Raw genomic sequence first — 21,854 nt, forward strand, 5'->3', positions numbered from 1 at the left:
GGGGGCATGAACCCCCTTTCTTTCATAGGGGTGAATCTTAATGCGTAAACTCACAGGAGCGACTTATTTTTTTGCTTTCTTTTCGCTTATAGCGATGGGAATATTCCACATCTATACAGCGATATTTGGCACCTTTGAAGCATACCTTCAGAGGAACATCCATTTGATATTTGCTCTCCCACTCGCGTTCATTTTCTATCCTGCTACCCAGAAAAGTCCAAAGGACAGAGTGCCTTGGTACGATTGGCTTTTGTTCGTACTTGCGATCTCTCCATGTCTGTATGCGATCATAAATTACGAGAAGATCATCTATCGTATGGTCCAGGTGGAAGAAGTTACAGTTGCACAGATCTTACTTGGTACATTGCTCATCGTCTTGATACTCGAAGCCACACGCAGAATCGTTGGACTCGCGCTCACAATTCTTGCAGCTGCTTCTATCCTTTATATGTACGCTGGGCACCTCCTGCCTGGCCAGTTCAAAGGCATGTATGTCACGTACGATAGGATAGTGGAACATTTGTATCTAACAGGTGAAGGCATATTCTCTACACCTTTGGGTGTTTCAGCCACATTCGTTATGATCTTCCTCATCCTTGGTGGCTTTCTCGAACACAGTGGAATTGGGGAATATTTCATGGATCTGTCCAAATCGCTCGCCGGTAAAGCCACAGGTGGGCCGGCGAAGATCGCGGTGGTGAGCTCTAGCCTGTTCGGTAGTATCTCTGGTTCGGCTGTAGCGAACGTCTATGCGACGGGTACGTTCACTATACCCATGATGAAACAGCTCGGCTTTTCGCCAGTCTTCGCTGGAGCTGTAGAAGCGGTAGCGAGTAGTGGTGGCCAAATCATGCCGCCGATCATGGGTGCAGCTGCGTTCATCATGGCGTCATTTCTGGGTATTCCTTACAAACAAGTGATGATCGCTGCGCTCATCCCAGCGTTTCTCTATTATTTCTATGTCTTCATGTCCGTTCATGCCAGGGCTTCAAAGCTCAATCTGAAAGGTCTTCCAAGCGAGATGATACCGCCTATAAAACAAGTTTTGAAAAAGCTTTACGTACTCTTTCCTATAGCATTGCTCGTCGTGCTCATCATGAGAGGTTACACACCTATGACTGCGGCCACGTGGGGTATTGTGAGCAGTTGGTTCGTTTCTCTACTGGACAAAAAGCACCGCATGGGACCAAGGGGCATTTTGAACGCCATCTATGATGGCTCGAAAAATGTTTTCGTTGTGGCGATCGCTTGCGCCACGGCAGGCATAGTCGTCGGTGCTGTCACTTTGACGGGCATTGGTTTCAAATTAGTGGGTTTCATTTTCTCACTCGCACATAACATTCCGTTCCTCGCATTGATTATGGTGATGCTCATGGCGATTGTTTTGGGTATGGGACTTCCTACCACGGCTGCGTACATCGTTGCATCGGCTTTGGCAGTGCCCGCGCTTGTGAAGTTGGGATTCGATACTTTGGCATCACATATGTTCGTTTTCTACTTTGCTGTGTTCTCTGCAATCACACCACCAGTGGCACTCGCTGCCTATGCTGCCAGCTCTATTTCGGGTGCAAAGCCATCTCAAACGGGTTATCAAGCATTCAGATTGGGCTTGATCGCCATGATCGTAGCATTCGCATTCATGTATGACACAAGTTTTCTTCTTAGGGCCAGCTTGGCGAAAACCCTTTTCGCTCTTATCGCAGGCATCGTTTCTGCTTTCGCCCTGAGTTATGCATTCGAAGGTTTCTTCAAAGTACAATTGAAAGTACCAATGAGAGTGTTGTTAACTGTTTTGGGAGTGTTCACGTTGTTCCCAATTTTCTGGCTCAGGCTTGCCTCTATCCTTGCCTTCGTGGCCTTCTACGTGACAACATATTTGAAGAAATCAAAATAAGAGGCGCCTACAGGCGCCTTTCTTTCATTGTTCGACGAAGACTTTCAACTTTTCGCAAGCTGTCTTTCCATTTCGCATGCTGACGTGTTTCGATAATCTTAGTTAGACAACTTCACTTTTTCTAAATTCGAAGGATCATTCACATGAAAAATCAGAATTTTCGATGATCTATTCATACAAAACTTAAAAGTTATTAAGAAAAACAGTAAGATATTATCTTTTCAAATTAATCGATGTTCTAATCTCTATTCACATGAACATTGGTCTAAGATTTCATCTTCCACAAGATATATTTGTAGTATCATCTATAACCTGAGCGATCTGCAAAGCCTTTGAAGGATCGACAGAATCTTCTACATCGATATTGTTTCTGCGCAAGATAGGACGGCCTGTCTGTGACAGTTCACCTGTGTTGTAAACGATTCTGAGTTGTTTCACCATAACACCTCCTTAAATTTTTGGGAGCACCCGGGTATTTCTCCCAATATATAGTATACGGATGTATATATTTAACAAAATAACCTTGCCTATGAAAACAACGATAAAAGAATCGTTTTTCTAAGATAAACTCTTTATTCAAGCCTATCTTGAAACTTAGTTGAATCTAATGAAAAAATTATATGTGATTGTTCTCTATTGGCAAGTATTTCAAGTAGTTGTACCAAGTTGGTTAAAATAAAATGTTGTTGAGGATAACACCAATGAAGGATTGGGCATAAATTCTTATATCTCTGTGTGATAGAATTCTTTTGAAAAATTGATTTCATAAAAATCACATCAGAGGGTACACATGAGAGTTTTGGTGATTACAAATCTCTCGCTACTAAAGAAAAATAATATCTGGGATATTTACAGTTAGAAGGCTTGAGTAGTATCCAAAAATTGGAGTTAATTATTCCGCTGTATCACTCGGCTTTCAAAATAGCTGGGATACAAGATTTGTAATCTTTTTGAAAAACCATCTCAAAAATCTCATACGACACCATTGAGAAATTTCAGGTGGTCTCAATCATAGCAAAAAACAACCATGCGGGAATTCCCACAATCCCATCGTCTTTGAAGATGATATCCTGTGTGATGAGAATTCCTCTGCCGAACACCTTTTTCATCCCGAGGTAATCAGATTTGTTTATCTTGTTCTGGTACTTCACTTCGACTGGTATCAGCGTTCCTTCATGGTTGTAGATGAAATCGATCTCGTTTCCCCGCTCTGAATACCAGAAAAACGGGCCATCGTAGAGATTTAAGCCGTTCTGGGTAATATCAAAATCTTTCAAAAGATGTCTGAGCGTTAGCATCTCTACAAGTTGTGGAATTCCGATCGTTTTTCCGCTGATGTCAGATATTATATCGGCGATTACTTTGTCGATTGGGTAGGTCTTTTTTTGTTTTTTGGGTCTGATGATCTTTCTGGAGATATCGACGAAAAAGACATTCATGAGTATGAAACTGTAGCCCAGGTATTCGAAGTATTTCTGAATCGTATCGACGCTTTTCACAGCATCTGTGAAAAGATCGACCAGAGAGTTCCAGGAAAATCTCTGACCAACGATGTCTGGAAGTTTTCTGAATATTTCCAGCAAATTTGTTCTTGCCTTTAGATACTTTTCCGCATCTCCAAGAATGAAGTCTTTATACACGTTCTTTGTCATCTCAGTAATTCCGCCTTCTCTCAAAAAATCATCTATTACCTTGGGAAAACCACCTGCGCTCAGATATTTCAAGAAATACTCTTTCAGAAAAGCGTTTTTAAGATATAATCTGTTCAGATCATCAACAGAGCTTGTGAGAATTTCTTCTATCGTTTTTCTTTTAATGTCAACTCCTGAACTTCTCAGAAATTCTCCGAACGTGATGGGAGCGTAAACCAGATCTTTACCGTAACCCTTTCTTCCCGGAAGTCTTTCGCTGGATTTTTTCAAGTCATAGGCGGAAGAACCTGTGAGAACAACAAGGCAATTATCGAGCAAGCCGATATCTACAAGGTACTTCAACGATTTTTGCCAGTCTTCGATAGCTGTTATCTCGTCTATGAAGATGTATCTGATCTCTCCTGGTTTTTCTTCGAACATTTGAAAGAAAGACCTCACAGTTTCTATCAGGTCGAATCTATCGTTTATTCCGTCACACATGAAAAAGAATATATTAGACGGTTTCACACCATCTTCGATCAGTTTTTTGATATAGAGTTTAAGAAAAGTGGTTTTTCCTATCTGGCGAGGCCCTCTGATAGTGTAAATACCCGGTTTTCCCTTTGGGATTTCTCTGAAGAATTTTTCTGGACAGTATCTAAATGTGCTTTTCTCAAAAGCACTGATGTGTCTATCAACGTGTATTTCTTTTTGGGAACGCCACCATGGGTTCATGATATAAAGTTCGTCTATTTGCAATCAGATCACTCCCTATATCTAATTACACTACCTATTATACCAAATTGTTCGAATTTATCGATTATGTTAAATAAAATCGTACGAATTTATCGATTATGATCGATAAAAACATACGTGTTAAAAACCAGACTGTTCACTTTTTGAAGTAGAGAAAGGTGACAGAGAACATTTTCTAAAACCTGTCGAGCCTGTATGGTGTTTGTCGAGGTTGTCAACAACGTCGAAACATTTAGTTAGATTATGAAGCCATCCCTACTGGATGCGTGTGGACGGGTTCTTTGCCTCTTCTAAGGATATAATCTTTTTGATAGTTTCACGAAAATACAGATTAGCGTTAGGGATAGCCCCATTTCTTGTTTTTGGACCAGTTATGTTGGGAATATCAGAAACTACTGTTATAGGAATTAATTTCACAAAGAAGACATATTGGCATTTTGTTATCTCGTTGTTCACGAGTATAACTAACGTAGTTGGTAATTTACTTAAAAAATAAACAAAATTGGGGTAATTGTTCGTGAAAATCCTTGTGATAGGCTACATGCATCCAAAGTACGACAAAAGGATGTTTCGAACGGTAAAGATGTTGGCTGAAAGATGTGAGGTAATTTACCGATATTTGACAGATAAAGACGAGAAAGAATGTGTTGAAGGTAATATTAGATATGTGCCTGTAAAGTATGCAAAGGATGGTAAAACAAAATATATTTTAGAGTATTTTAAAAGAATATCTTTCGATAAAGTGATCTTTGATTTGATCAGAGATAGTGAATACGATGTTGTGTATTTCCATCATTTCTTGGCAAGTCTGCTTGTTAAGGCTTTCAAAGTGGCAAAGAAGAGAGGGAAGGTGGTCATCTATGATATCCACATTTAGTGTTTCCAAATTACGCTGAAAGTGTTTTTTCTCAGACAGGAAAGAGAAAGAGATATGTATAGTTGGAAAAACGCCAAGGGGTATCAGCCACGAGAAAGAGATCTTAAAAAAACTTATCGCTAATGGATTTGGACTTTGGACTCAAGTTGATAGGCATGGATTTGGATGTTTTTAGCGATATTCCACATGAATACAAAGCATTTATGCCATATGATGGGATGATGAAAGAATTTTCAAAGTCTGCTTTTTCGCTTATTTTGTACAATACCATAGGTTATGATTACAAAAACTATATATTTGCTTTACCAAATAAATACTACGATTCACTTGCAGCTGGCGTGCCTGTGATTGTGAAAAATACGTTTTTATCTATGGCGAGAGAGGTTGAAAGTTATAAAGTTGGAGTGGTTATAGATCCTAAAAATGTGGATGAGTCGGTAGAGAAGATTGAAAGCTTATGAAGGTTATAATGAATTAGTCGAGAATATAAAGAAGTACCAAGAAAGATTTGTGTTAACTTGGGCAAAAAAGATGAGTTTTTGGGATTTATCTTGAAAATTTAGGGAATATATATTTTTCTATGTACAGTCGCCATTGTACCGTGGTTTCAAGGTAAAATATTCAAAGACTGTATAAAAAGATTCGTGGGGGGGGTCCATTTGGAGATATCGCAAGCTGTCATTAAACAAATAAGAGTTTGGCAAGATCGATTGTTGAATCTGAGTGCTAACAATCCTTTACTTGCTGTAGATCAAGCGAATGTTTCGAAATTATTGGTGAAAGATCCTGATATGTTCAATCTTTTTGACATCCTGGTTGAAAGAGGCAAAGAGTTGAATTTGCCCTTTGTTGTTTATGATTACGAGAATGATGAGTATGTTCTTAAAGACCAGGGAGACATTCAATTTGAAATTTATACAAAAGAGCTCGAGAAAAAAATAAAAAGACTTCACATGCTTTCAAAGACTTCAATTGAAGAAAAAGGAATTGTCTCTTTGTTTATAACTTTTGGAGTACTCAAATTGAAAGATCCAGAATTTCTTGTTCCATATTTGTCTTTTCCAATAATATTGACTCCCTGCGAACTTACAAGAAAAGGACCATACTCTGCATTCAAAATAAATGCCCTTGAGGAAGAGACCCAACTCAATCCTATTTTAGAGCTATTGTTCCGTGAGAAATACAAGATACCTTTTCCCCAAACAGAGAAAATAGATCTTAAGGAGATTATTCACTATATAGAAAATTTACTCAAACAATACACTGATTGGAGGATCTTACCACAATCTTGGCTTTTAAACCTGAACCCGGAAACAATTGTGATACGCAATGACTTGGAAAATATCATACAAAACAGCGAAATCAGAAGCCATCCAATCATAGAGTCATTGGCAGGAATGCCACGTCAAAATGAATCCAAAAAAGTAGTACAGTCAATACCATTAGTACCTGTTTTAGAAGCTGATTCAAGTCAAATTGATATTCTCCGACGGGTAAGAAATGGTGAAAATCTTGTCGTACATGGTCCTCCTGGTACTGGCAAGAGTCAAACGATTGTCAACATCATTGCAGATGCTTTGATATGTGGAAAGACTGTACTTTTTGTGAGTGCAAAAAAGGCGGCGTTGGATGTGGTTTATGAAAGATTGAAAAATATCGGCCTGGATAGATTCTGTTTGGAAGTTCACAGCACCAGGAAAGCAAAGGTTGAATTGATCTCGGATTTGAAGAAAACGATTGATCAAATTCAAACCGAGCAGCCTTTTGAACGACCAGAAAAGCTTATTGAACATTTTAAAGACTTGAAAAACTACCTGGACAATTCTCTCAAAGCGCTTCATTGGACAGATTATCCGCTGGGTATATCTGTTTACGATGCAATTTTGAGATTAGAACAGATGAAAGATTCCCCTGGCATGATACATCCTTTGCCGTTTTCAAGAATAACTGAGGTTCCGAAAAAACAACTTGAAGAGTATTTGCAAATCTTGACCTTATTAGAAGACTTCTCAGATATGTATACAAAGATGGATCAACATCCTTGGAATGGATTCCAATTCCAAAACAATTTACTTCCTTATCCTGCAAAGGTAATAGAATTCGTTGAATATGTAAAGGTGAATCTGGAAGATTTGAAGCAGATATTAGAAAAAATCGGGTTTTCCAATGTCGACGAGTTAAATTTCAAAATCCTGCAAGAAATGGCTAAAACTTTAAATTCATTGACACAAGTTGATGTTTTTTCAATTGAATGGTTCCGCATGAGCCAGGAGAAATTTGAAAAAATTCTTCGAGTTTTGAGAGATTATTTCAAAGCGATCGATGACTTTAGCTCCCTATCGAAAATATGTGCCGAACATACTTCAAAGTCTGTAGAAGAATTAGCAGAATTACTCAGCCCAGTGGAGTGCGTTTACAACAAATGGACACGGATTCTCAAACCATCGTACTGGAAATGGATGAGATATGTCAACACAAAGCTAAATTATCCCCACAACTTTGAGCAGATCAGAAATCTTTATTTTCATACAAAAATGGTTCTTGATAGCAAGAGGAAAATCATTGAACAAGAGAATTTCTTAAACACTTATATCAACGTGGGATCTGATCTGAAAAGGCTCAAAATAACTCTGAAAGAAATGGAAATAGCCTTTGAAATAACCAAGCTGGTTAGAAATCCAGAAAGATTCATTCAATCTGATCTTATCATTGATGATGGCATTAAGGAGTTAATTTTGAAGGCGTTGAAGATCGTAGAAGATCTTACTTTAAAAAAAGTCATGCATGACCTGGAAAAGCTCTGGCCTAATGGTTTTGCAAATTCCAAGTCTGTTTTTGAACTAAATATCGATAAACTGTTGGACAAAATCAAGCAATTGTTAGAAAATGAAACAAGACTTCATGAATGGGTTCGTTTTCAAGAAATAGTGCAAAAATTGGAAGAATTGAATCTGATATCTTTCATCGAGAGGGTTATCAAGGATAACAAAGATAACCTGAAAAACATTAGAAAGATCTTTGAAAAAAATTTCTACAAACAATGGGTGGGAAGTATATGTTCTCAAAATGTTTACCTTAAGGGATTTTCCAAGGAAATTCATGAAAGGACTATCCTAAAGCTCAGAGAGACCGAAGAAAAACTCAGACAAGATTGGACAAAGTACATAAAATCAACTACCTCGCTGAGAATAAGAAATATATTAAATCTTCCTAATGAATTCACACAGCAAATACGAATTCTGATGAGAGAAATTCAGAAAAAACGCAGGCACAAACCTATCAGAAGATTATTTCAGGAAACATCGGATGTTTTTAGATATCTCAAACCGTGTATCTTTATGAGCCCTATCTCTGTTGCTTCTTTTTTAGATTTGAAAAAGTATGCTTTTTATTTTGATATTGTCATCTTTGATGAAGCATCGCAGCTGATGACTCCAGAGGCGATACCTGCAATAGTCAGAGGAAAACAGATTGTTGTAGCAGGTGATCCTAAGCAACTCCCACCAACAACCTTTTTCAAATCATATTATGAATTAGAAGATACCGACGATGAATTCAAACCTCTTGAATCGTTTTTGGATGATTGCATAGCTTCACCTCACGTTTTCAGTAATGGCTACTTAAAATGGCACTATCGTAGCCGGGATGAACGTTTAATAGCATTTTCAAACTATTATTTTTACGGTGACAATCCCTTGATAACATTCCCGTCTATTAATAGCAATAGTGACGATCAAGGAGTAAGACTGGTATATGTTAACGGAGTATGGGATCGTGCAAAGAGCAGAACAAATCCAATTGAAGCTCAGAAGGTTGTAGATATTGTGATCGAACATCTCAATAAGCACCCTGAGCGTTCACTGGGAGTTGTAACAATGAATATCTCTCAAAGAAATCTAATAGAAGATCTTCTTTACAAAGCTCTCGAAAAGTATCCACATTTGTTCGACATTGTTTTTGCACCATCAAATGAACCGTTCTTTATAAAATCTCTCGAAAATGTCCAAGGTGATGAGAGAGATACTATTATCATCAGTGTTGGTTATGCTCAGTCGCCATCTGGAAAGATCTCGTACAATTTTGGTCCGCTGAATTACGAATCAGGTTGGAGAAGACTGAACGTTCTTGTTACAAGGGCACGTTATCAGATCATCCTGGTTACCAGCTTAAAATCATCGGATCTCTCTGAAATAAAACCCGATAATCGTGGTGCTATGGCACTGAAGAATTATATAGAATATGCCGAAAGAGGCTGCAAATTAAGCGCCAATGCATTTAAAGAAGAATGTAATGATATCCTGCCAAATATTGTAGCTTCAAAGCTCAACGAGAAAGGGATTTTGACCGATGTCAATGTAGGATTGGGATTGTGCCGGATAGATATTGTGATAAAAGATTCTAAGGATTCAAAGAAGTATCTAATGGGATTCATCCATGACGGCAAAGATCATATGATGATCAGCGATGCTTTCGATAGAGAAGTTTTAAAATTCAAAGTTCTTGAACGTCTTGGATGGCCACTGAAAAGAATCTGGACTTTGGAGTGGTACATGAATTCAAATAAAGTGATTGAAGATATATCAGTTTGAAAGTCGGGAGAAATTCTTCTGAACAGAAGAAGTTGTGGTATTTCAAAAAGATCGAATAATTTAGATCGACAAGTTTTGACCTTGCTTTAGGTCAAAATAATGAAAATTTGACCTAACAGAGGGTCAATATATTATAATGAGTGAAAAAATGAGCATCTGGAGGTTGTTTTATGTGACACGTGATGAAATACTGGCAGTTCTCTTAAGGTGGAACCTGTGGGGAAATGCAAGAAAGACCAAGATAGTTTCAAGAGAATGTATTCAAAAAGTGAGGTCTTTTAAAGATTATCACGGTGTTATTGTGATAAAAGGACCACGTAGGGCAGGAAAATCAACGAATATGTAACTGCAAGGGGTTATAACTTTCCAGATAAGCTTAAACTGATCTCTGGGAAGAACATTTATCTTTCCCTTTTGAAGGATTATCTCGTATACGGTGGTTTTCCTGAGGTAGTTATGAACATAGAAAAAGGACAGGTTGTCGACAGAATTCTTTCTCAATACGCAGAGGATATCATTCTTAAAGATATAGTAGCAAGATATAGTGTAGAAAATACAAAGCTTCTAAAAGCACTGTCAAAATTCATCGCTCAAAATATAGGTAACAAATTTTCAATTAGAAAGATGCAGAGATATTTTGAAAACATTTTTGAAGAAAAATCTTCTACAAGTACAATATCTACCTATATTTCCTATCTGGAATCTGCCTACTTTTGTTTCGAAGTTCCTAAGTTCGATTATTCATTGAAAAAAACCATCAAAAGTCCCGTTAAGTATTATTTGATAGACACAGGACTAAGAAATACGATATATCCTTCTTCCAGCCCTGATCGTGGGAGGTTATTGGAAAATGCAATATATCTGAAATTAAGAAATATGTACGAGGAGATATTCTATTGGGAAGAAAAAAACGAAGTTGATTTTGTGTGCAAAAAGCAAAATGATCTGGTATTGTACAATGTCTCGTATGTTTCAAAAGAATCTGAGATAAAAGAAAGAGAACTAAAAGGCTTTGTGGAATTCCCATACCCTACGGTTGAAAGATACCTCATAACCTGGGATTTATACACCAAACTTTCTTGGAATGGTTTGAAAATAAAAGCTTTACCTGCTTATCTTTTTTTGCTCGATTCTGATTGACTTTAAACTTTTTGCCAATCGGCGAATTTTGATTCTGGACTTTCTGTTATGACGATTGCTTTGTATATATAAGTTTGGTGAAAATAATTGGTCAGTTTTATTTGACAACAAAACGAAAAATGTTTATAATATAAATGATAAGTATTTTTCCGATTTCGACCGTGGGGGTGTAAAGATTAACTTACAAATAAAAACTCCAATTTGGACTGGTGATATTGATTCAAAGAGCGATACTATTCAATCAACAGGTATTGTTGGATCTCTTCGCTGGTGGACAGAAGCACTTCTCAGAGGAATGAATGAATTTGCGTGTGATCCTACTGGTGACTCAAGATGCCCTGATGATGAAAAATATTGCTCCTCTTGCTTGATTTTTGGTGCCACAGGGAGAAGAAGGCTTTTCAGATTGGAGATAAATGGAGGAAGGAAAATCTCTTTTCCAGGGAATGGGGCAATAAACGTAAAACCATCTGGGCGTTCACGCGGTTGGTTTTTTGGCCCCGCGATAGTCGGAGGATTGAAAATGGAAATCATTCCTCTCGACGAAAAATTTGATGAAAACTTCGTATTGGTGCCATTACTTGTTGCTTCTAAATGGGGAGGTATCGGCGCAAAAACACAACTTGGATATGGCGTTGTTGAAGTGGCAAGTTCATCAAATGCTGATTTTGATAAATTTAAGAAAGCCCTTGAAGATCTTTCTAGAGAAAGAAAACGTCAGGAATTAAATAACCTCAGTTTACCAAATCTCAAAGAAATGTTCTTTGCAAAGATTCAGTTCAAAGCAAGCAACAATTGGTGGGAAAAAGTTGATGGATTAATAGATAAATCAGGTAAAAATAGATTTGAAAAAGAAATAAGAAAAAAAGTGATAGAAGAATGTCTTAATAACAATTTCTTACCCATAGCTCCGGTGATCAAAAACTGGTTGAGATATGGTAATGGGAGGCAAACCTGGCAACACAATAATAGAGCAAGAGGTTTAGAAAACTGGTTGTTTGGTACCAGTAAGACAGTGTGTCCACAATGTTATGACTATGACATAGTGCCTCAGGAAAATGAAACTTATAAATGTCGAAATTGCAATCAAAAATTCAAAAAAGAGGAAGTCATAGATAGATGTGCTTCAAAGATAAACATTTCCTGCGCTTATGTTGTTGATAATAATCTTTGGGAAGTCAGAATATGGGGATGGATACCTTCTTACCCTAAGATTCAAGGTTTTCAAAAAGATCGGTTTCTGGACAATCTCAAAAGTGCGTTGAACGGCGGAAATTTTCACGCACTATTTGGTAATCAAACGTCAGATCACAAACTCGTTGTGTGGCGAGAGTATAACTCAGAAAGAGATACTTTTAAGAAAGAAGAAAACTTCGATGGCTTTGTCAAGAGTTTATTGTAGGGGGATAGATGATGTGTCACGATTTCTACGCTCAATATAAAGTTGAAAATGAACAAGATGTCGATCAACTCACCATTGGTTCTGGAAAATACAACGATATAACGGATGTGTATCAAAGAATCTTGCTTCTCTCCACAGCCTACCCGAACAGCCTTAATTACGCACGATCTGGAAATAGAACAATATCATCCGGCTTAAAAGCAATCTTGCATTCTTCTAAACTTTACGATCAACACATTTCATGCAGATTGGAAGAGATGAAAACGCTTGGCATGGACCCGGAAGCAGATATTGCCCTTCTACCAAAGGGGAGTTGGATTCTTGAGTTTCAGATAGAACTGGAGAAACCATTTCTCTCGAGAGACGATGTACCGTTTTACATCATCGATAATCCCGTGAAAAAGGACATTGTTTTTTCAATTCCTGTCACTCTTGCTACTACTTGGAAGGGTAATCTGCGCTGGGCAATGATGAAAAAATGGCTCGAAAGTAGAAAAAACAATCCAAGGGAATTTGCAGAGATAAGGTTTCGCCATACATTGCTTTTTGGGACAGAAAAGGGATGGGAAAGTATACCAAAGGGATGGACAGAGTATCTAGACAGGATGTGTCCAGATGCAAAGGAAATCTATAGAAAGAAACTGATAGAGAAGTTTGGAGATTATGCTAAGGCAGAGGATATCCACGTTCAAGGAATGCTTTATTTCTACCCTACTTTCTGGAACAAAGCTGAGCTTATGATCATTAATCCGCACGATAGAAAGACAAAAACAGGTAAAAATCCCATCTATTTTGAAATTGTTCCAGAGGGAGCAAAGGGTATGTTCAGATTGCTTTACGTGCCATATCACTGGCTTGGAAGCAACAATGAAGAATTGAGAAATAAAATCCAGGAAGATCTGCCTCAAATCATAACTGGTATCAAGGCTATGATATTCGAATATGGATTTTCTGCCAAAAAAACGGTCGGGTTTGGAAAAGCAAAAAATAATCTTCGCTTTGGTAGGTTGGAGATAAAAGGATTCCTATCTGCTCGAAAATTTTCAAATTTTGAAGAGTTAGAGAATATTTGGGGTGTGGAAGATGAGCATTCTTGAAACATTAAGTAAAAACAGAACGCCTATCTTGCTCGCTGAGATAGGGGCGTATTTGCATTTGATAGGAAGATTTTCCAAGGAATTTCTCGAGAGTCACGTGAAAAATGGAAGCATTTCACCAAATTTTGATTATCAGAAAATTTGTTCTGATCCAGCATTTTTTGAAAGTACAGGGCTGGACAAGATACTCAGTGACCAAAGATTAAAAAGCTTTATAAAGTTCAATACAAATGCAAATATTGGAGAGTTAACAAAAGGCGTTGATGATTTTTGTGAATTCATTCAAAAGCACACTTGGAGAGATAGCCCGTATGGACTTTGCCAGATATTGGCAGATGCTCATGGAATAGTATCTGGTATAGACAAGTCGCTGGCTGGTATATTGGAGAATAAACAAAGAAAAGACTACACATTTCGTTCCACAGTTTTTGGTTATGAAAAAGAAATAGAACTGCTGAAAAATCCGGACTTAAAGAGGCAATTGTTCGAAGAACTTTATCAGATTCTGAACGATATTTTCGCAGAAATTGCGACAAATCAACAGATTTCCTACGAGAACTACCGAAAGTTTCTTTCAACTGTCGCAAAATATTACCCAAAAACCATTGGTGAAACCAGAAGACCTATCAATGAGATCTCTCTTTATGATTACGCTTATTCGATCGCATCTCTGATGAAATCCAACCTTGCCAAAATGCTCGTGGATGGCTGGTATGAACCACAAAGTAAATCTAAATGGACGGTATTTTCAGTAAACCTGGATATTCCCGGGTTACTTTCCAAAGGGCTGAAAATAGGAGATATTTTAGGATACCGAAGTCAAACAGAAAATCTTTTCAACGAAATCAAAAAGTTCGTTGAATATGACTACTCATTTGGTAATGAAATTTATAGAGATGGAACTGGTATTTACTTTTCCTGTCCAGTCTTTGAGAAAATTGATGAATTTTTAAAAGAAATAATGGAAACTTTTCTCAACAGCCTCAGTTTCGATGTTAGCCTTCACGCTGGCATCTCAAGAAATAGCAGAAGTATGACTGTTATTGCCAATGAAAGAGTGAAAGCTTTAGGAAAAATTTCTTTTTCATATACTAGTGGTGCAGAACATTGGAGAAATACCGTGATAAATGAAAATCACGAAAATAAATTTGTCCTTGAAAAATGCCCGGTTTGTGGTATCAGAATGAAACTTGAAAAAGGCGATAGGTGCAAAGTATGCAATGAGCGATACGAGAATAGAGCGGAAGTTTGGAATAAAGATCCAAAAGCAACAATATGGATAGACGAAGTATCAGATGGTAACGACCGTATCGCTATGATCGTCGGAAAATTCAATTTAAACAAATGGCTCTCTGGCGAAATGTTGGATACATTGACCTCAACAACTTTTGTGGAATGGAAGAACAAAAACAGCACTTTATGTTCGAAGATAGGAATTCACGAAATAGAAGATTTAGAAAGAGAGTTTCAAGATATGTTCAAAAATCCTAAACTTAATAGAGATGGGGAGGAACTTTTGAAATCATTTGTTGACACAAAGATAAATGATTTCAACAAGTTCTGGCATCCTATTGCCGAAAGAGATGCTACTGGATATGCTCTAAATCTTGTGGATAACAAAGAAAAAGCAAGATATCTTGTCAAGCTGCTTTTTAGAAAACATCCTTCGTTTGCCCGCTTAAGGCGCATATGGTTAACAACTCAAGAATTCATTGATGAGGTCTTTGGAATAATAAGAAATACTTTCGGGGTTTCGGATCCAAGAACAAAACGAATCAAACTTGTAATTTCCCCAAATCCATCGATTCCAAAGAATTCGACATGTGACGTAATTGTAAACGGCGCAAGATTCAGTCCCGTTTGTATCGATGATACAAGAAGTATCTTCATAAGTACTACAAATCTCGAGATTTTGAACAAGTTTGGAAAAACTGTCGAGGAAATAGCAAAAACACTCTCCGGGCAAGATATAAAACTGAAAACAGAAGAAGAGAAAAATTGGAAAGATTTCAAAATCATTGAAGCAAAGCCAGCTAATGATGAGTTTCAAGATTATCTCCCTTATATAGAAATCTACGATTTTCCGGATCAGTTCATGGTACTCGTTCCTGCATATGAAGCCCTCAGTATAACGGAAAAGATCCTTATGGAATACGAAAAACAATTCTCCAAAGTGAGAGACAGATTGCCACTCCACCTTGGGATCATTGCTTTCCACAGGAGGACACCTCTTTACATCGTTATGGATGCCGCAAAGAGGTTGTTAAAAGGGTTTGAGATGTCGAAAACAATAGAAGCCAAAGTGTTAGATGTGGAAGATATTGAGGATCAAGAGCTAGGAAAGTGCAGAAAACTTAAATTGCAGACTGATGGAAGAGATATTCCCTTGAGCTGGATTATCTCGCATTCTACAAAAGACCCAGGAGTAGAAGACTTGTGGTATCCATATCTAAGGATTCCTGATAAACTTCAAGATAGAGATCTCTCTTTCGATTACACAGGTAATGGAGATTATGTTGTTCACGTCAAGAAGATGAAGAAAGGGGACAAATTAAAAATAGAACCTTCCTACTTCAAGCTGTGTTATATAGAAGAATCTTCAGATAGGTTTTTTGTGGATGAGAACTTTGGATTTATAGATGACATCCATACCATTCAATGTTTGTGGAAATTCGTGGTAGATAAATTGAAATCGGGAAGTTGGACTGTTTCGCAGCTCTATAATTTCTGGGGAGAATTTGAAAAAATAAAAAAGTACGATGAAAAAACTTCTGAATATTTTTTGGAATCGAATCTCATCAACATACTTGGGCTCGATCGTTCTTCAAATGAATTCGAATTTCTGAAGAAAGCAATCAAAGATGAACTGTTTGAACTATGTCTTTATTGGAATCTCCAAGTTAGAAAAGAAAAAGTAGGAAAGGGGGATTGAAATGAATCTCTATGAACAGAAGACCTATTACGCGATGTCTATCGATCCGATACACGTTGGCACAGGTGGAACAAGATTGGAAAGGGTTGATCTCTCCATAATACGGGATCCTGCTACAAAACTTCCAAAAATACCAGGAACGAGTATAAGTGGACCTACCAGAGCGTACACTGCGCTTGTAACAGGAAAGTACAAGTGGAAAAAAGATGATCGCGAATATTCCTGTGTGGGAAGAGGGAGAGAAGGTGGTGAAAGACATTGTGGAATGGTGAATCCTGCATGTCCTGTGTGCATTCCATACGGTTTTTCTAAAGGTTCTGGAAACAGCTTGCAGGGACTTGCACAATTTTTTGACGCTCATATATTCCTTTTTCCCGTTGCGTCAATGATAGGCCCTGTATGGGTGACTTCTCCTTTGGCACTGGAAACATACGAAGTTAACAATCCGTTGGAAAACGAGTTTTATTCTCTGGGAGACGAGTTAGGAACTATAGAAAAACTCAACTTCGGTTGGATCTTGTTAAAAAAAGCAGAAAATGAACCTAATGAGCTTAAGGAAATAAAAGAAAAGCTGTTCAACCATGTTCCGATACCAAAATTTATAAAACAGAGAATTGCTCTTGTTTCAGACGCTCTGTTTTCAAAGATTGTGAACAGCAACCTTGAAGTGAGAACATCAGTGAGCATAGACCCCGACACTGGAACTGCTGAAGAAAAAGCCCTCTTCACCTATGAAGCGATACCGCGTGGCACTATTTTAAAATTTGACGTCACATACAATTCCGGCAAATATTTCGGGGTCGGTGATGAGGTTCTGAGAACAGAAAACGGAGGAGAAGTTGATGCAAACTGGGTGAAGAATCAAGTGGAGAAGGGATTAAAGCTTTTTGAAGTACTGGGGATAGGTGGTATGAACACGCGTGGCATGGGAAGAATGAAGGTGTTGAATCTTGAGGGAGTGAGTGGAAATGCATGAAAGACCAAGGAGTGAAAATATCGATCAGATCTGTGCAAAATATAGCATTGGTATCATCAGTGAGATGACGAGTGAATACGATCCAAAAGAGGTTCAGAATCTTATAACTAAAGCACTGGGTGTTCTTCAGCAGCAAGGACTGTATTCGTTTGGTCTGTTCTGTAAAGCAGAAAGTAAAGCAGGAAAAATTCTTGAGAATATCATAAAAATGCTTCATGAGATTGAAGTTTTGGACAATTCAACCGAAAATGAGCTTTCAAAACTAAGTAAGCTTTCAGAGAATATACATGATTTGATACTTGCAGTCGAGATTGTGGAAAAAACTTTGATATATTCAAGATATCATGCTAAAGCTCTGGTGAAGGAAACAAGTACTCAAAGTGAGTGAAGAAGCATGGGATGGGGACTTTATTCTCTGGTCTTTCGGCTGAAATCACCGTTGCACATTGGATACCATAAAATCTTGCACCTCATGCGAACAAGACTCTATGTTCCTGCAAGGACCTTTTGGGGTGCTCTGACAGTGAGACTTGTGCAGGAGACAGGTACGAGTAATTATGAAAAAGCAGGGCAGTTTCTAAAAGAACAAATGAGGTTTGGATATCTTTGCCTTTCAGATGGTAAAGAGCTTTTTATTCCACAATACACAGAGGAAGGTTTGAAACTGGGGCAAATGCACTTGCACGAATTTGAGAAAAAATACGTTTGCTCTATATCGACGACCGCTATAGATGCATATTCTTTATCAGCAGATGAAGAGACTCTGCATCACCTTGAATATATAAATCCTCGCGGTATGGATGATTCCTCTCCTCTGTTTCTCAAAGGATTATTATGGGTAAGACTTGAGAATTTTTCCGAGCAAGGTAATGATCTTTCATTCAGGTACGAAGGTGTTCAATTGAGACTTTCCGAGCTAATGCAATTTTTACAAATAGGTGGTGAGAGAAAATACGGATTTGGGCAGGTAGAGTTATCAGAGATGAGAAAGATAAGCAATCCGAAGTTAGAAGCAGAAGAGTTCTATGGTGAGTGGAGTGGCGAGAAATCTATAAATGTGACCATACCAAAGGGAAAGCCAGTGTGGGCTCATGTTGAATATGTTCCAGATTTGAAAATGAAAGGTGAGATAGAAATTTTCATGGGAAGAGAATGGAACCAGAGCAAGGGGGCAGGAAAAAATATCGCTTCTCATGGCCTTTGCTGGGTACCAGGCTCTATCGTAGAAGAAAATACTGTTACCTTCGAAGTGGCAGATTTAGGAATTTGGAAATATGAAAACACGACAGAAGGCAAACTATAACATATTATCATTTGGTATATCAAAGTCCTTTCTTATCTGCTCTGTCTGACCATAAATGAAAAACTGCTAAGATAAGAAAAGTGAAGATTTAGTAAATAATAATTATGTCATATCTGTACTTTTAGTATGATTGGTAAAAAAGAATTGCTATAATTGATCGTAGATTCAAAAGCTCATGTTAAAAATAATCAGAATTTTCATTTGATCAAAGAACAGATAGTAGACACCGTATGATAAAGGAAATCGGAGGTAAAATTGTGCCAACTCTTCCAAAATTGCGAGGATTGTATTACATTACACATGTTGATAACGTGCCATCTATTTTTCAAAGAGGAATTTTGTCCCATGCAGAAATTGAGAGGCAATCTATACATCAGCATTATTTCAGCAAGAGACATATCGATCATACCAGATCCCACGTTGTTTTTCCTGCCTACTCGAAAGATTGAACTGACCGAAAAACTGTCGCTGGTCGAGAGCGATATGTTTTTTTCAAGGATGCAGACACTCACTGTAAGCGTAAACACAGTTGGCGTTATGGGGAAAGGGCTTGCTTCTAGGGTAAAATACCAATTCCCCGATGTTTACGTGAGGTATCAAGATGTTTGTAAAACCGGAGAACTTGGACTCGGTAAACCATATTTGTACAAAAGAGAGTCGTCACTGGATTCGCTTTTGGCTGACGAAGGGGAGAAATTGCCGAATCTCAATCATCAGACGTGGTTTTTGCTTTTTGCTACTAAAAGTCACTGGAAAAATATGGCAGATCTTGAAGGAATAGAATCTGGATTAAATTGGATTGTTAAAAATTATAAAAAAGAAGGTATACAATCATTAGCTGTTCCAGCGCTTGGTTGTGGTCTTGGTGGTCTGGAGTGGGCGACTGTTGGACCATTGATGTGCAGGTATTTGCAGCAACTTGATATACCTGTACAAGTGTATCTACCTTTAGAACAACGTATTCCAGATGCCCAACTTTCGCAAAAATTTCTGCTGGACGAACAATAAATAATGCAAAAAATGATCGAAGGTTTTACATGAATAGGGGGAATATTATGAGCCTCCTTTTAGTAATTTTGGGAGTGTTTTTTGGGTTTATCATAGGATATTTCATTGGGCAGTCGGTTGCTAAAAGTGAAAGCCAGAAAGATATTCAGTCGTCGTTAAAACCCCTTTTGGAACAACTTTCTGAGCTTAGCCGACAACAGGGAACCTTTTCTTCTCACTTGAACACATTAAACAATCTTTCTGCTCTTGTGGCAGACCTCAAAGCAAGATATGAAGAGATTAAAGAAAGTGAAAAGAAATTGAGTCTTGAGCGCGATAAAAGAATGGAAGATTTCATGGAAAGTATGAGACATATTTTTGAGGAAGTTTCCAGCAAGATGCTGAAAATTGATGAGGAAAAAGAAAAAAGAATAATGGAACTTGTTGAAAATATGAAACGTTTTACCGATGAACAGAGAGCATCAACCGAGAAATTTCTTTTGCAGCAGGGTACTACAAGAGAAGAAATAGAAAAGCGCCGTGATGCAGAACTAAAAGACATGAGAAGAATCATGGAAAATTTCATACACACGGTTTCTGGAACCAAAACCAGAGGAAATGTTGGAGAGATGCTCTTGAGTGATGCTCTGAGTGAAACAATAAAAGTTGGAAAAGTCGTCAAGAATCTTTCTATAAATTCAATGAATGTGGAATTTGCCTGGAATTTGGGAGATGGAAAATACATTCCGATTGACTCGAAGTTCCCGGAGATTTTCTCTCTGGCTGAAGAGTATGAAGAGAAACCAGATAATCGAGAACAGGTGAAAAAACAGATTGTTCAGAAAATAATGAAAGAAATAGAAAATATTAAAAAATACTGCAATCAGCCCAATACAATAGACAGCTGTATCATGGTAGTACCTTCCACAGTACTTGATATCGCTCCGGAATTGGTTGCAATAGGGAAAGAGCACAATGTTTTTCTGTGTTCTTACAGGGAAATCTTTGCTGTTGCGCATTATCTTGAGGCAAGATATTTCAGCACAAGGCAAGATGAAGCAGGAAAATACAGACAAATGGTGGAAGTTTTGTTGAAAATCCTTGGAGAAATAGAGAGAAAAATTGGATCTATGGACAGGGCATTAAGGTCTATTTCCAATGCCAGTGATGAAATAAAGACATTAACATCAAAGGGCAAATCGATCGCAAGCGGTGATCTTGTTTCAATGCAAACCATGCAAATGAATAAGCCAGATGAAATTGCCAAAACAAGCGAAGATGTTGAACAAAATTATTGATAATTTGCAGGGGGTGAATTGTATGAGTTTAACGTCATTCTTGAAAGATAAAGATGTGAAAAATGCATTTGAGCGGGTTTTCGAAGAACCACAATTTAAACTCCAGGCTGAATTATTAGCACATCCTTTGACGAACAATTATGCACTTTTGGGCACTGCTTTTGATTATCTACTACGTTTTTATGTAAAGCGATTAAATCCTGATGCCATAGAACATCGCTGGATTAGTGAACGGGTTTGTGATGACTTTTATTCCTTGTTACTGATATCGGCATCCGGTGTGTTCATTGATATTGAAGAAATTGATAACATTGAGAAGAAAATTAAGGAGATAATTCAATATGCAAAGAAAGCTTATAGCGAATACATCAACACAGGTATTATGAATCACGATCTCTTTAAGTCTGTGTTGTTATTGGCACAGGTAGATTCAATATACAGAGAAGGCGCGAAGGTAATGTATAGAGATGGTTTTTTAGATGAAAACAGTGTCGATGAGAATGACATAAAAGACTTGCAAAATTTGATATCAATAGTAAAGCCAGAGTATTTCAAAGCAAAGGAAATATGCATATTAAACCCGACATTTGGAAAAGCATCCAAATTAGTTGGTGGAGCAGACTGTGATTTGGTTATAGACGATGCAATAATAGATATAAAAACCACAAAAAAGCTCGATTTGACAAGAGATTATTTTAACCAGTTAATAGGCTACTATATTCTCTACACGATCGGAGGTATTGATGGCATGCCATCAAATTATAGAGTGAAAAGATTGGGAATATACTTCTCCAGGTATGCGTATCTTCTTTTTATTGATGCGTTAGAAGTTATAAGTAGAATAAAAGAAGGAGGTAGGTTCTTGGATTTTGTAAATTGGTTTGAAAAAAAGGCGATTGAAAAGTATGGACGGCATTTATAGTCATAAACCTCTTGTCGATGGTATCCTTAGATTGCTGTCGAGCCCATCTG

At 37.7% G+C, this 21,854-nt stretch carries 19 protein-coding genes; 17 read left to right on the forward strand and 2 right to left on the reverse strand.

Going from position 1 to position 21,854, the window contains the following annotated elements; all coding sequences use genetic code 11:
* The first annotated feature begins 40 nt into the window (after nucleotides 1-40).
* Nucleotides 41-1,894 (forward strand): TRAP transporter permease, encoded by a 1,854-nt coding sequence (locus TSP02S_RS03995; RefSeq protein WP_041082071.1) that lies wholly within the window; start codon nucleotides 41-43, stop codon nucleotides 1,892-1,894.
* Between the two features lie 273 nt (nucleotides 1,895-2,167).
* Here TSP02S_RS03995 and TSP02S_RS11020 read toward each other — a convergent pair whose 3' ends face one another.
* Both TSP02S_RS11020 and TSP02S_RS04000 read right to left on the reverse strand, forming a co-directional pair.
* Nucleotides 2,168-2,332 (reverse strand): hypothetical protein, encoded by a 165-nt coding sequence (locus TSP02S_RS11020; protein WP_171816317.1) that lies wholly within the window; start codon nucleotides 2,330-2,332, stop codon nucleotides 2,168-2,170.
* A gap of 557 nt (nucleotides 2,333-2,889) precedes the next feature.
* Nucleotides 2,890-4,284 (reverse strand): ATP-binding protein, encoded by a 1,395-nt coding sequence (locus TSP02S_RS04000; protein WP_041082073.1) that lies wholly within the window; start codon nucleotides 4,282-4,284, stop codon nucleotides 2,890-2,892.
* A 304-nt stretch (nucleotides 4,285-4,588) separates the two neighbouring features.
* Here TSP02S_RS04000 and TSP02S_RS10970 point away from each other — a divergent pair, with 304 nt between their 5' ends.
* From TSP02S_RS10970 to TSP02S_RS04060, 16 genes are all read left to right on the forward strand, one after another.
* On the forward strand, nucleotides 4,589-4,777 hold the full coding sequence (locus TSP02S_RS10970) for a hypothetical protein (protein ID WP_144380721.1): 189 nt from the start codon (nucleotides 4,589-4,591) through the stop codon (nucleotides 4,775-4,777).
* Between the two features lie 21 nt (nucleotides 4,778-4,798).
* A complete protein-coding gene (locus TSP02S_RS11105; RefSeq protein ID WP_052465304.1) occupies nucleotides 4,799-5,158 on the forward strand; it encodes a glycosyltransferase family protein in 360 nt (119 codons plus the stop codon).
* Nucleotides 5,159-5,280: 122 nt separating this feature from the next.
* Nucleotides 5,281-5,619, forward strand: coding sequence for a glycosyltransferase family protein (locus TSP02S_RS11110; RefSeq protein ID WP_052465305.1), 339 nt, complete (start codon nucleotides 5,281-5,283; stop codon nucleotides 5,617-5,619).
* Nucleotides 5,620-5,817: 198 nt separating this feature from the next.
* Nucleotides 5,818-9,747 (forward strand): AAA domain-containing protein, encoded by a 3,930-nt coding sequence (locus tag TSP02S_RS04010; protein WP_232503762.1) that lies wholly within the window; start codon nucleotides 5,818-5,820, stop codon nucleotides 9,745-9,747.
* Between the two features lie 172 nt (nucleotides 9,748-9,919).
* A complete protein-coding gene (locus TSP02S_RS11085) occupies nucleotides 9,920-10,093 on the forward strand; it encodes a hypothetical protein (RefSeq protein WP_198407762.1) in 174 nt (57 codons plus the stop codon).
* A 68-nt stretch (nucleotides 10,094-10,161) separates the two neighbouring features.
* Complete coding sequence (locus TSP02S_RS04015) at nucleotides 10,162-10,887, forward strand: ATP-binding protein (protein ID WP_198407763.1); 726 nt, start codon at nucleotides 10,162-10,164, stop codon at nucleotides 10,885-10,887.
* Between the two features lie 187 nt (nucleotides 10,888-11,074).
* Nucleotides 11,075-12,289, forward strand: a complete 1,215-nt coding sequence (gene cmr1 / locus TSP02S_RS04020; protein WP_269763784.1) for a type III-B CRISPR module RAMP protein Cmr1 — start codon at nucleotides 11,075-11,077, stop codon at nucleotides 12,287-12,289.
* An 11-nt stretch (nucleotides 12,290-12,300) separates the two neighbouring features.
* Nucleotides 12,301-13,386 (forward strand): RAMP superfamily CRISPR-associated protein, encoded by a 1,086-nt coding sequence (locus TSP02S_RS04025; RefSeq protein ID WP_041082077.1) that lies wholly within the window; start codon nucleotides 12,301-12,303, stop codon nucleotides 13,384-13,386.
* A complete protein-coding gene (locus TSP02S_RS04030) occupies nucleotides 13,373-16,318 on the forward strand; it encodes a CRISPR-associated protein Csx11 (protein WP_232503763.1) in 2,946 nt (981 codons plus the stop codon). The genes TSP02S_RS04025 and TSP02S_RS04030 overlap by 14 nt, the downstream gene beginning before the upstream one ends.
* A 76-nt stretch (nucleotides 16,319-16,394) precedes the next feature.
* Nucleotides 16,395-17,294 carry a type III-B CRISPR module RAMP protein Cmr4 gene (cmr4, locus tag TSP02S_RS04035; protein WP_232503764.1) on the forward strand — a complete coding sequence of 300 codons (900 nt, stop codon included), beginning with the start codon at nucleotides 16,395-16,397 and terminating at the stop codon, nucleotides 17,292-17,294.
* A complete protein-coding gene (locus tag TSP02S_RS04040) occupies nucleotides 17,287-17,682 on the forward strand; it encodes a hypothetical protein (protein ID WP_041082082.1) in 396 nt (131 codons plus the stop codon). The genes cmr4 and TSP02S_RS04040 overlap by 8 nt, the downstream gene beginning before the upstream one ends.
* A 6-nt stretch (nucleotides 17,683-17,688) precedes the next feature.
* Nucleotides 17,689-18,597 (forward strand): RAMP superfamily CRISPR-associated protein, encoded by a 909-nt coding sequence (locus TSP02S_RS04045; protein ID WP_041082084.1) that lies wholly within the window; start codon nucleotides 17,689-17,691, stop codon nucleotides 18,595-18,597.
* A gap of 230 nt (nucleotides 18,598-18,827) precedes the next feature.
* Nucleotides 18,828-19,046 (forward strand): DarT ssDNA thymidine ADP-ribosyltransferase family protein, encoded by a 219-nt coding sequence (locus TSP02S_RS11215; RefSeq protein WP_408645541.1) that lies wholly within the window; start codon nucleotides 18,828-18,830, stop codon nucleotides 19,044-19,046.
* Nucleotides 18,943-19,605: a macro domain-containing protein gene (locus TSP02S_RS04050; protein ID WP_232503766.1), complete on the forward strand. Its 663-nt coding sequence runs from the start codon at nucleotides 18,943-18,945 to the stop codon at nucleotides 19,603-19,605. Before TSP02S_RS11215 ends, TSP02S_RS04050 begins: the two co-directional genes overlap by 104 nt.
* 47 nt (nucleotides 19,606-19,652) lie before the next feature.
* Nucleotides 19,653-20,882, forward strand: a complete 1,230-nt coding sequence (gene rmuC, locus TSP02S_RS04055) for a DNA recombination protein RmuC (protein WP_052465306.1) — start codon at nucleotides 19,653-19,655, stop codon at nucleotides 20,880-20,882.
* A gap of 22 nt (nucleotides 20,883-20,904) precedes the next feature.
* Nucleotides 20,905-21,804, forward strand: coding sequence for a hypothetical protein (locus TSP02S_RS04060; protein ID WP_041082086.1), 900 nt, complete (start codon nucleotides 20,905-20,907; stop codon nucleotides 21,802-21,804).
* Nucleotides 21,805-21,854: the final 50 nt, after the last annotated feature.

Source organism: Thermotoga profunda AZM34c06 (assembly GCF_000828675.1).
Classification (GTDB): Bacteria; Thermotogota; Thermotogae; order Thermotogales; family DSM-5069; genus Pseudothermotoga_B; species Pseudothermotoga_B profunda.

Coding starts and splice junctions, on each gene's coding strand:
- TSP02S_RS03995 (WP_041082071.1), top strand. CDS start 41: ATGCGTAAACTCACAGGAGCGACTTATTTTTTTGCTTTCTTTTCGCTT.
- TSP02S_RS11110 (WP_052465305.1), top strand. CDS start 5,281: ATGGATTTGGACTTTGGACTCAAGTTGATAGGCATGGATTTGGATGTT.
- TSP02S_RS04025 (WP_041082077.1), top strand. CDS start 12,301: ATGTGTCACGATTTCTACGCTCAATATAAAGTTGAAAATGAACAAGAT.
- TSP02S_RS04030 (WP_232503763.1), top strand. CDS start 13,373: ATGAGCATTCTTGAAACATTAAGTAAAAACAGAACGCCTATCTTGCTC.
- TSP02S_RS04040 (WP_041082082.1), top strand. CDS start 17,287: ATGCATGAAAGACCAAGGAGTGAAAATATCGATCAGATCTGTGCAAAA.
- TSP02S_RS04045 (WP_041082084.1), top strand. CDS start 17,689: ATGGGATGGGGACTTTATTCTCTGGTCTTTCGGCTGAAATCACCGTTG.
- TSP02S_RS11215 (WP_408645541.1), top strand. CDS start 18,828: ATGATAAAGGAAATCGGAGGTAAAATTGTGCCAACTCTTCCAAAATTG.
- TSP02S_RS04050 (WP_232503766.1), top strand. CDS start 18,943: ATGCAGAAATTGAGAGGCAATCTATACATCAGCATTATTTCAGCAAGA.
- rmuC (WP_052465306.1), top strand. CDS start 19,653: ATGAGCCTCCTTTTAGTAATTTTGGGAGTGTTTTTTGGGTTTATCATA.
- TSP02S_RS04060 (WP_041082086.1), top strand. CDS start 20,905: ATGAGTTTAACGTCATTCTTGAAAGATAAAGATGTGAAAAATGCATTT.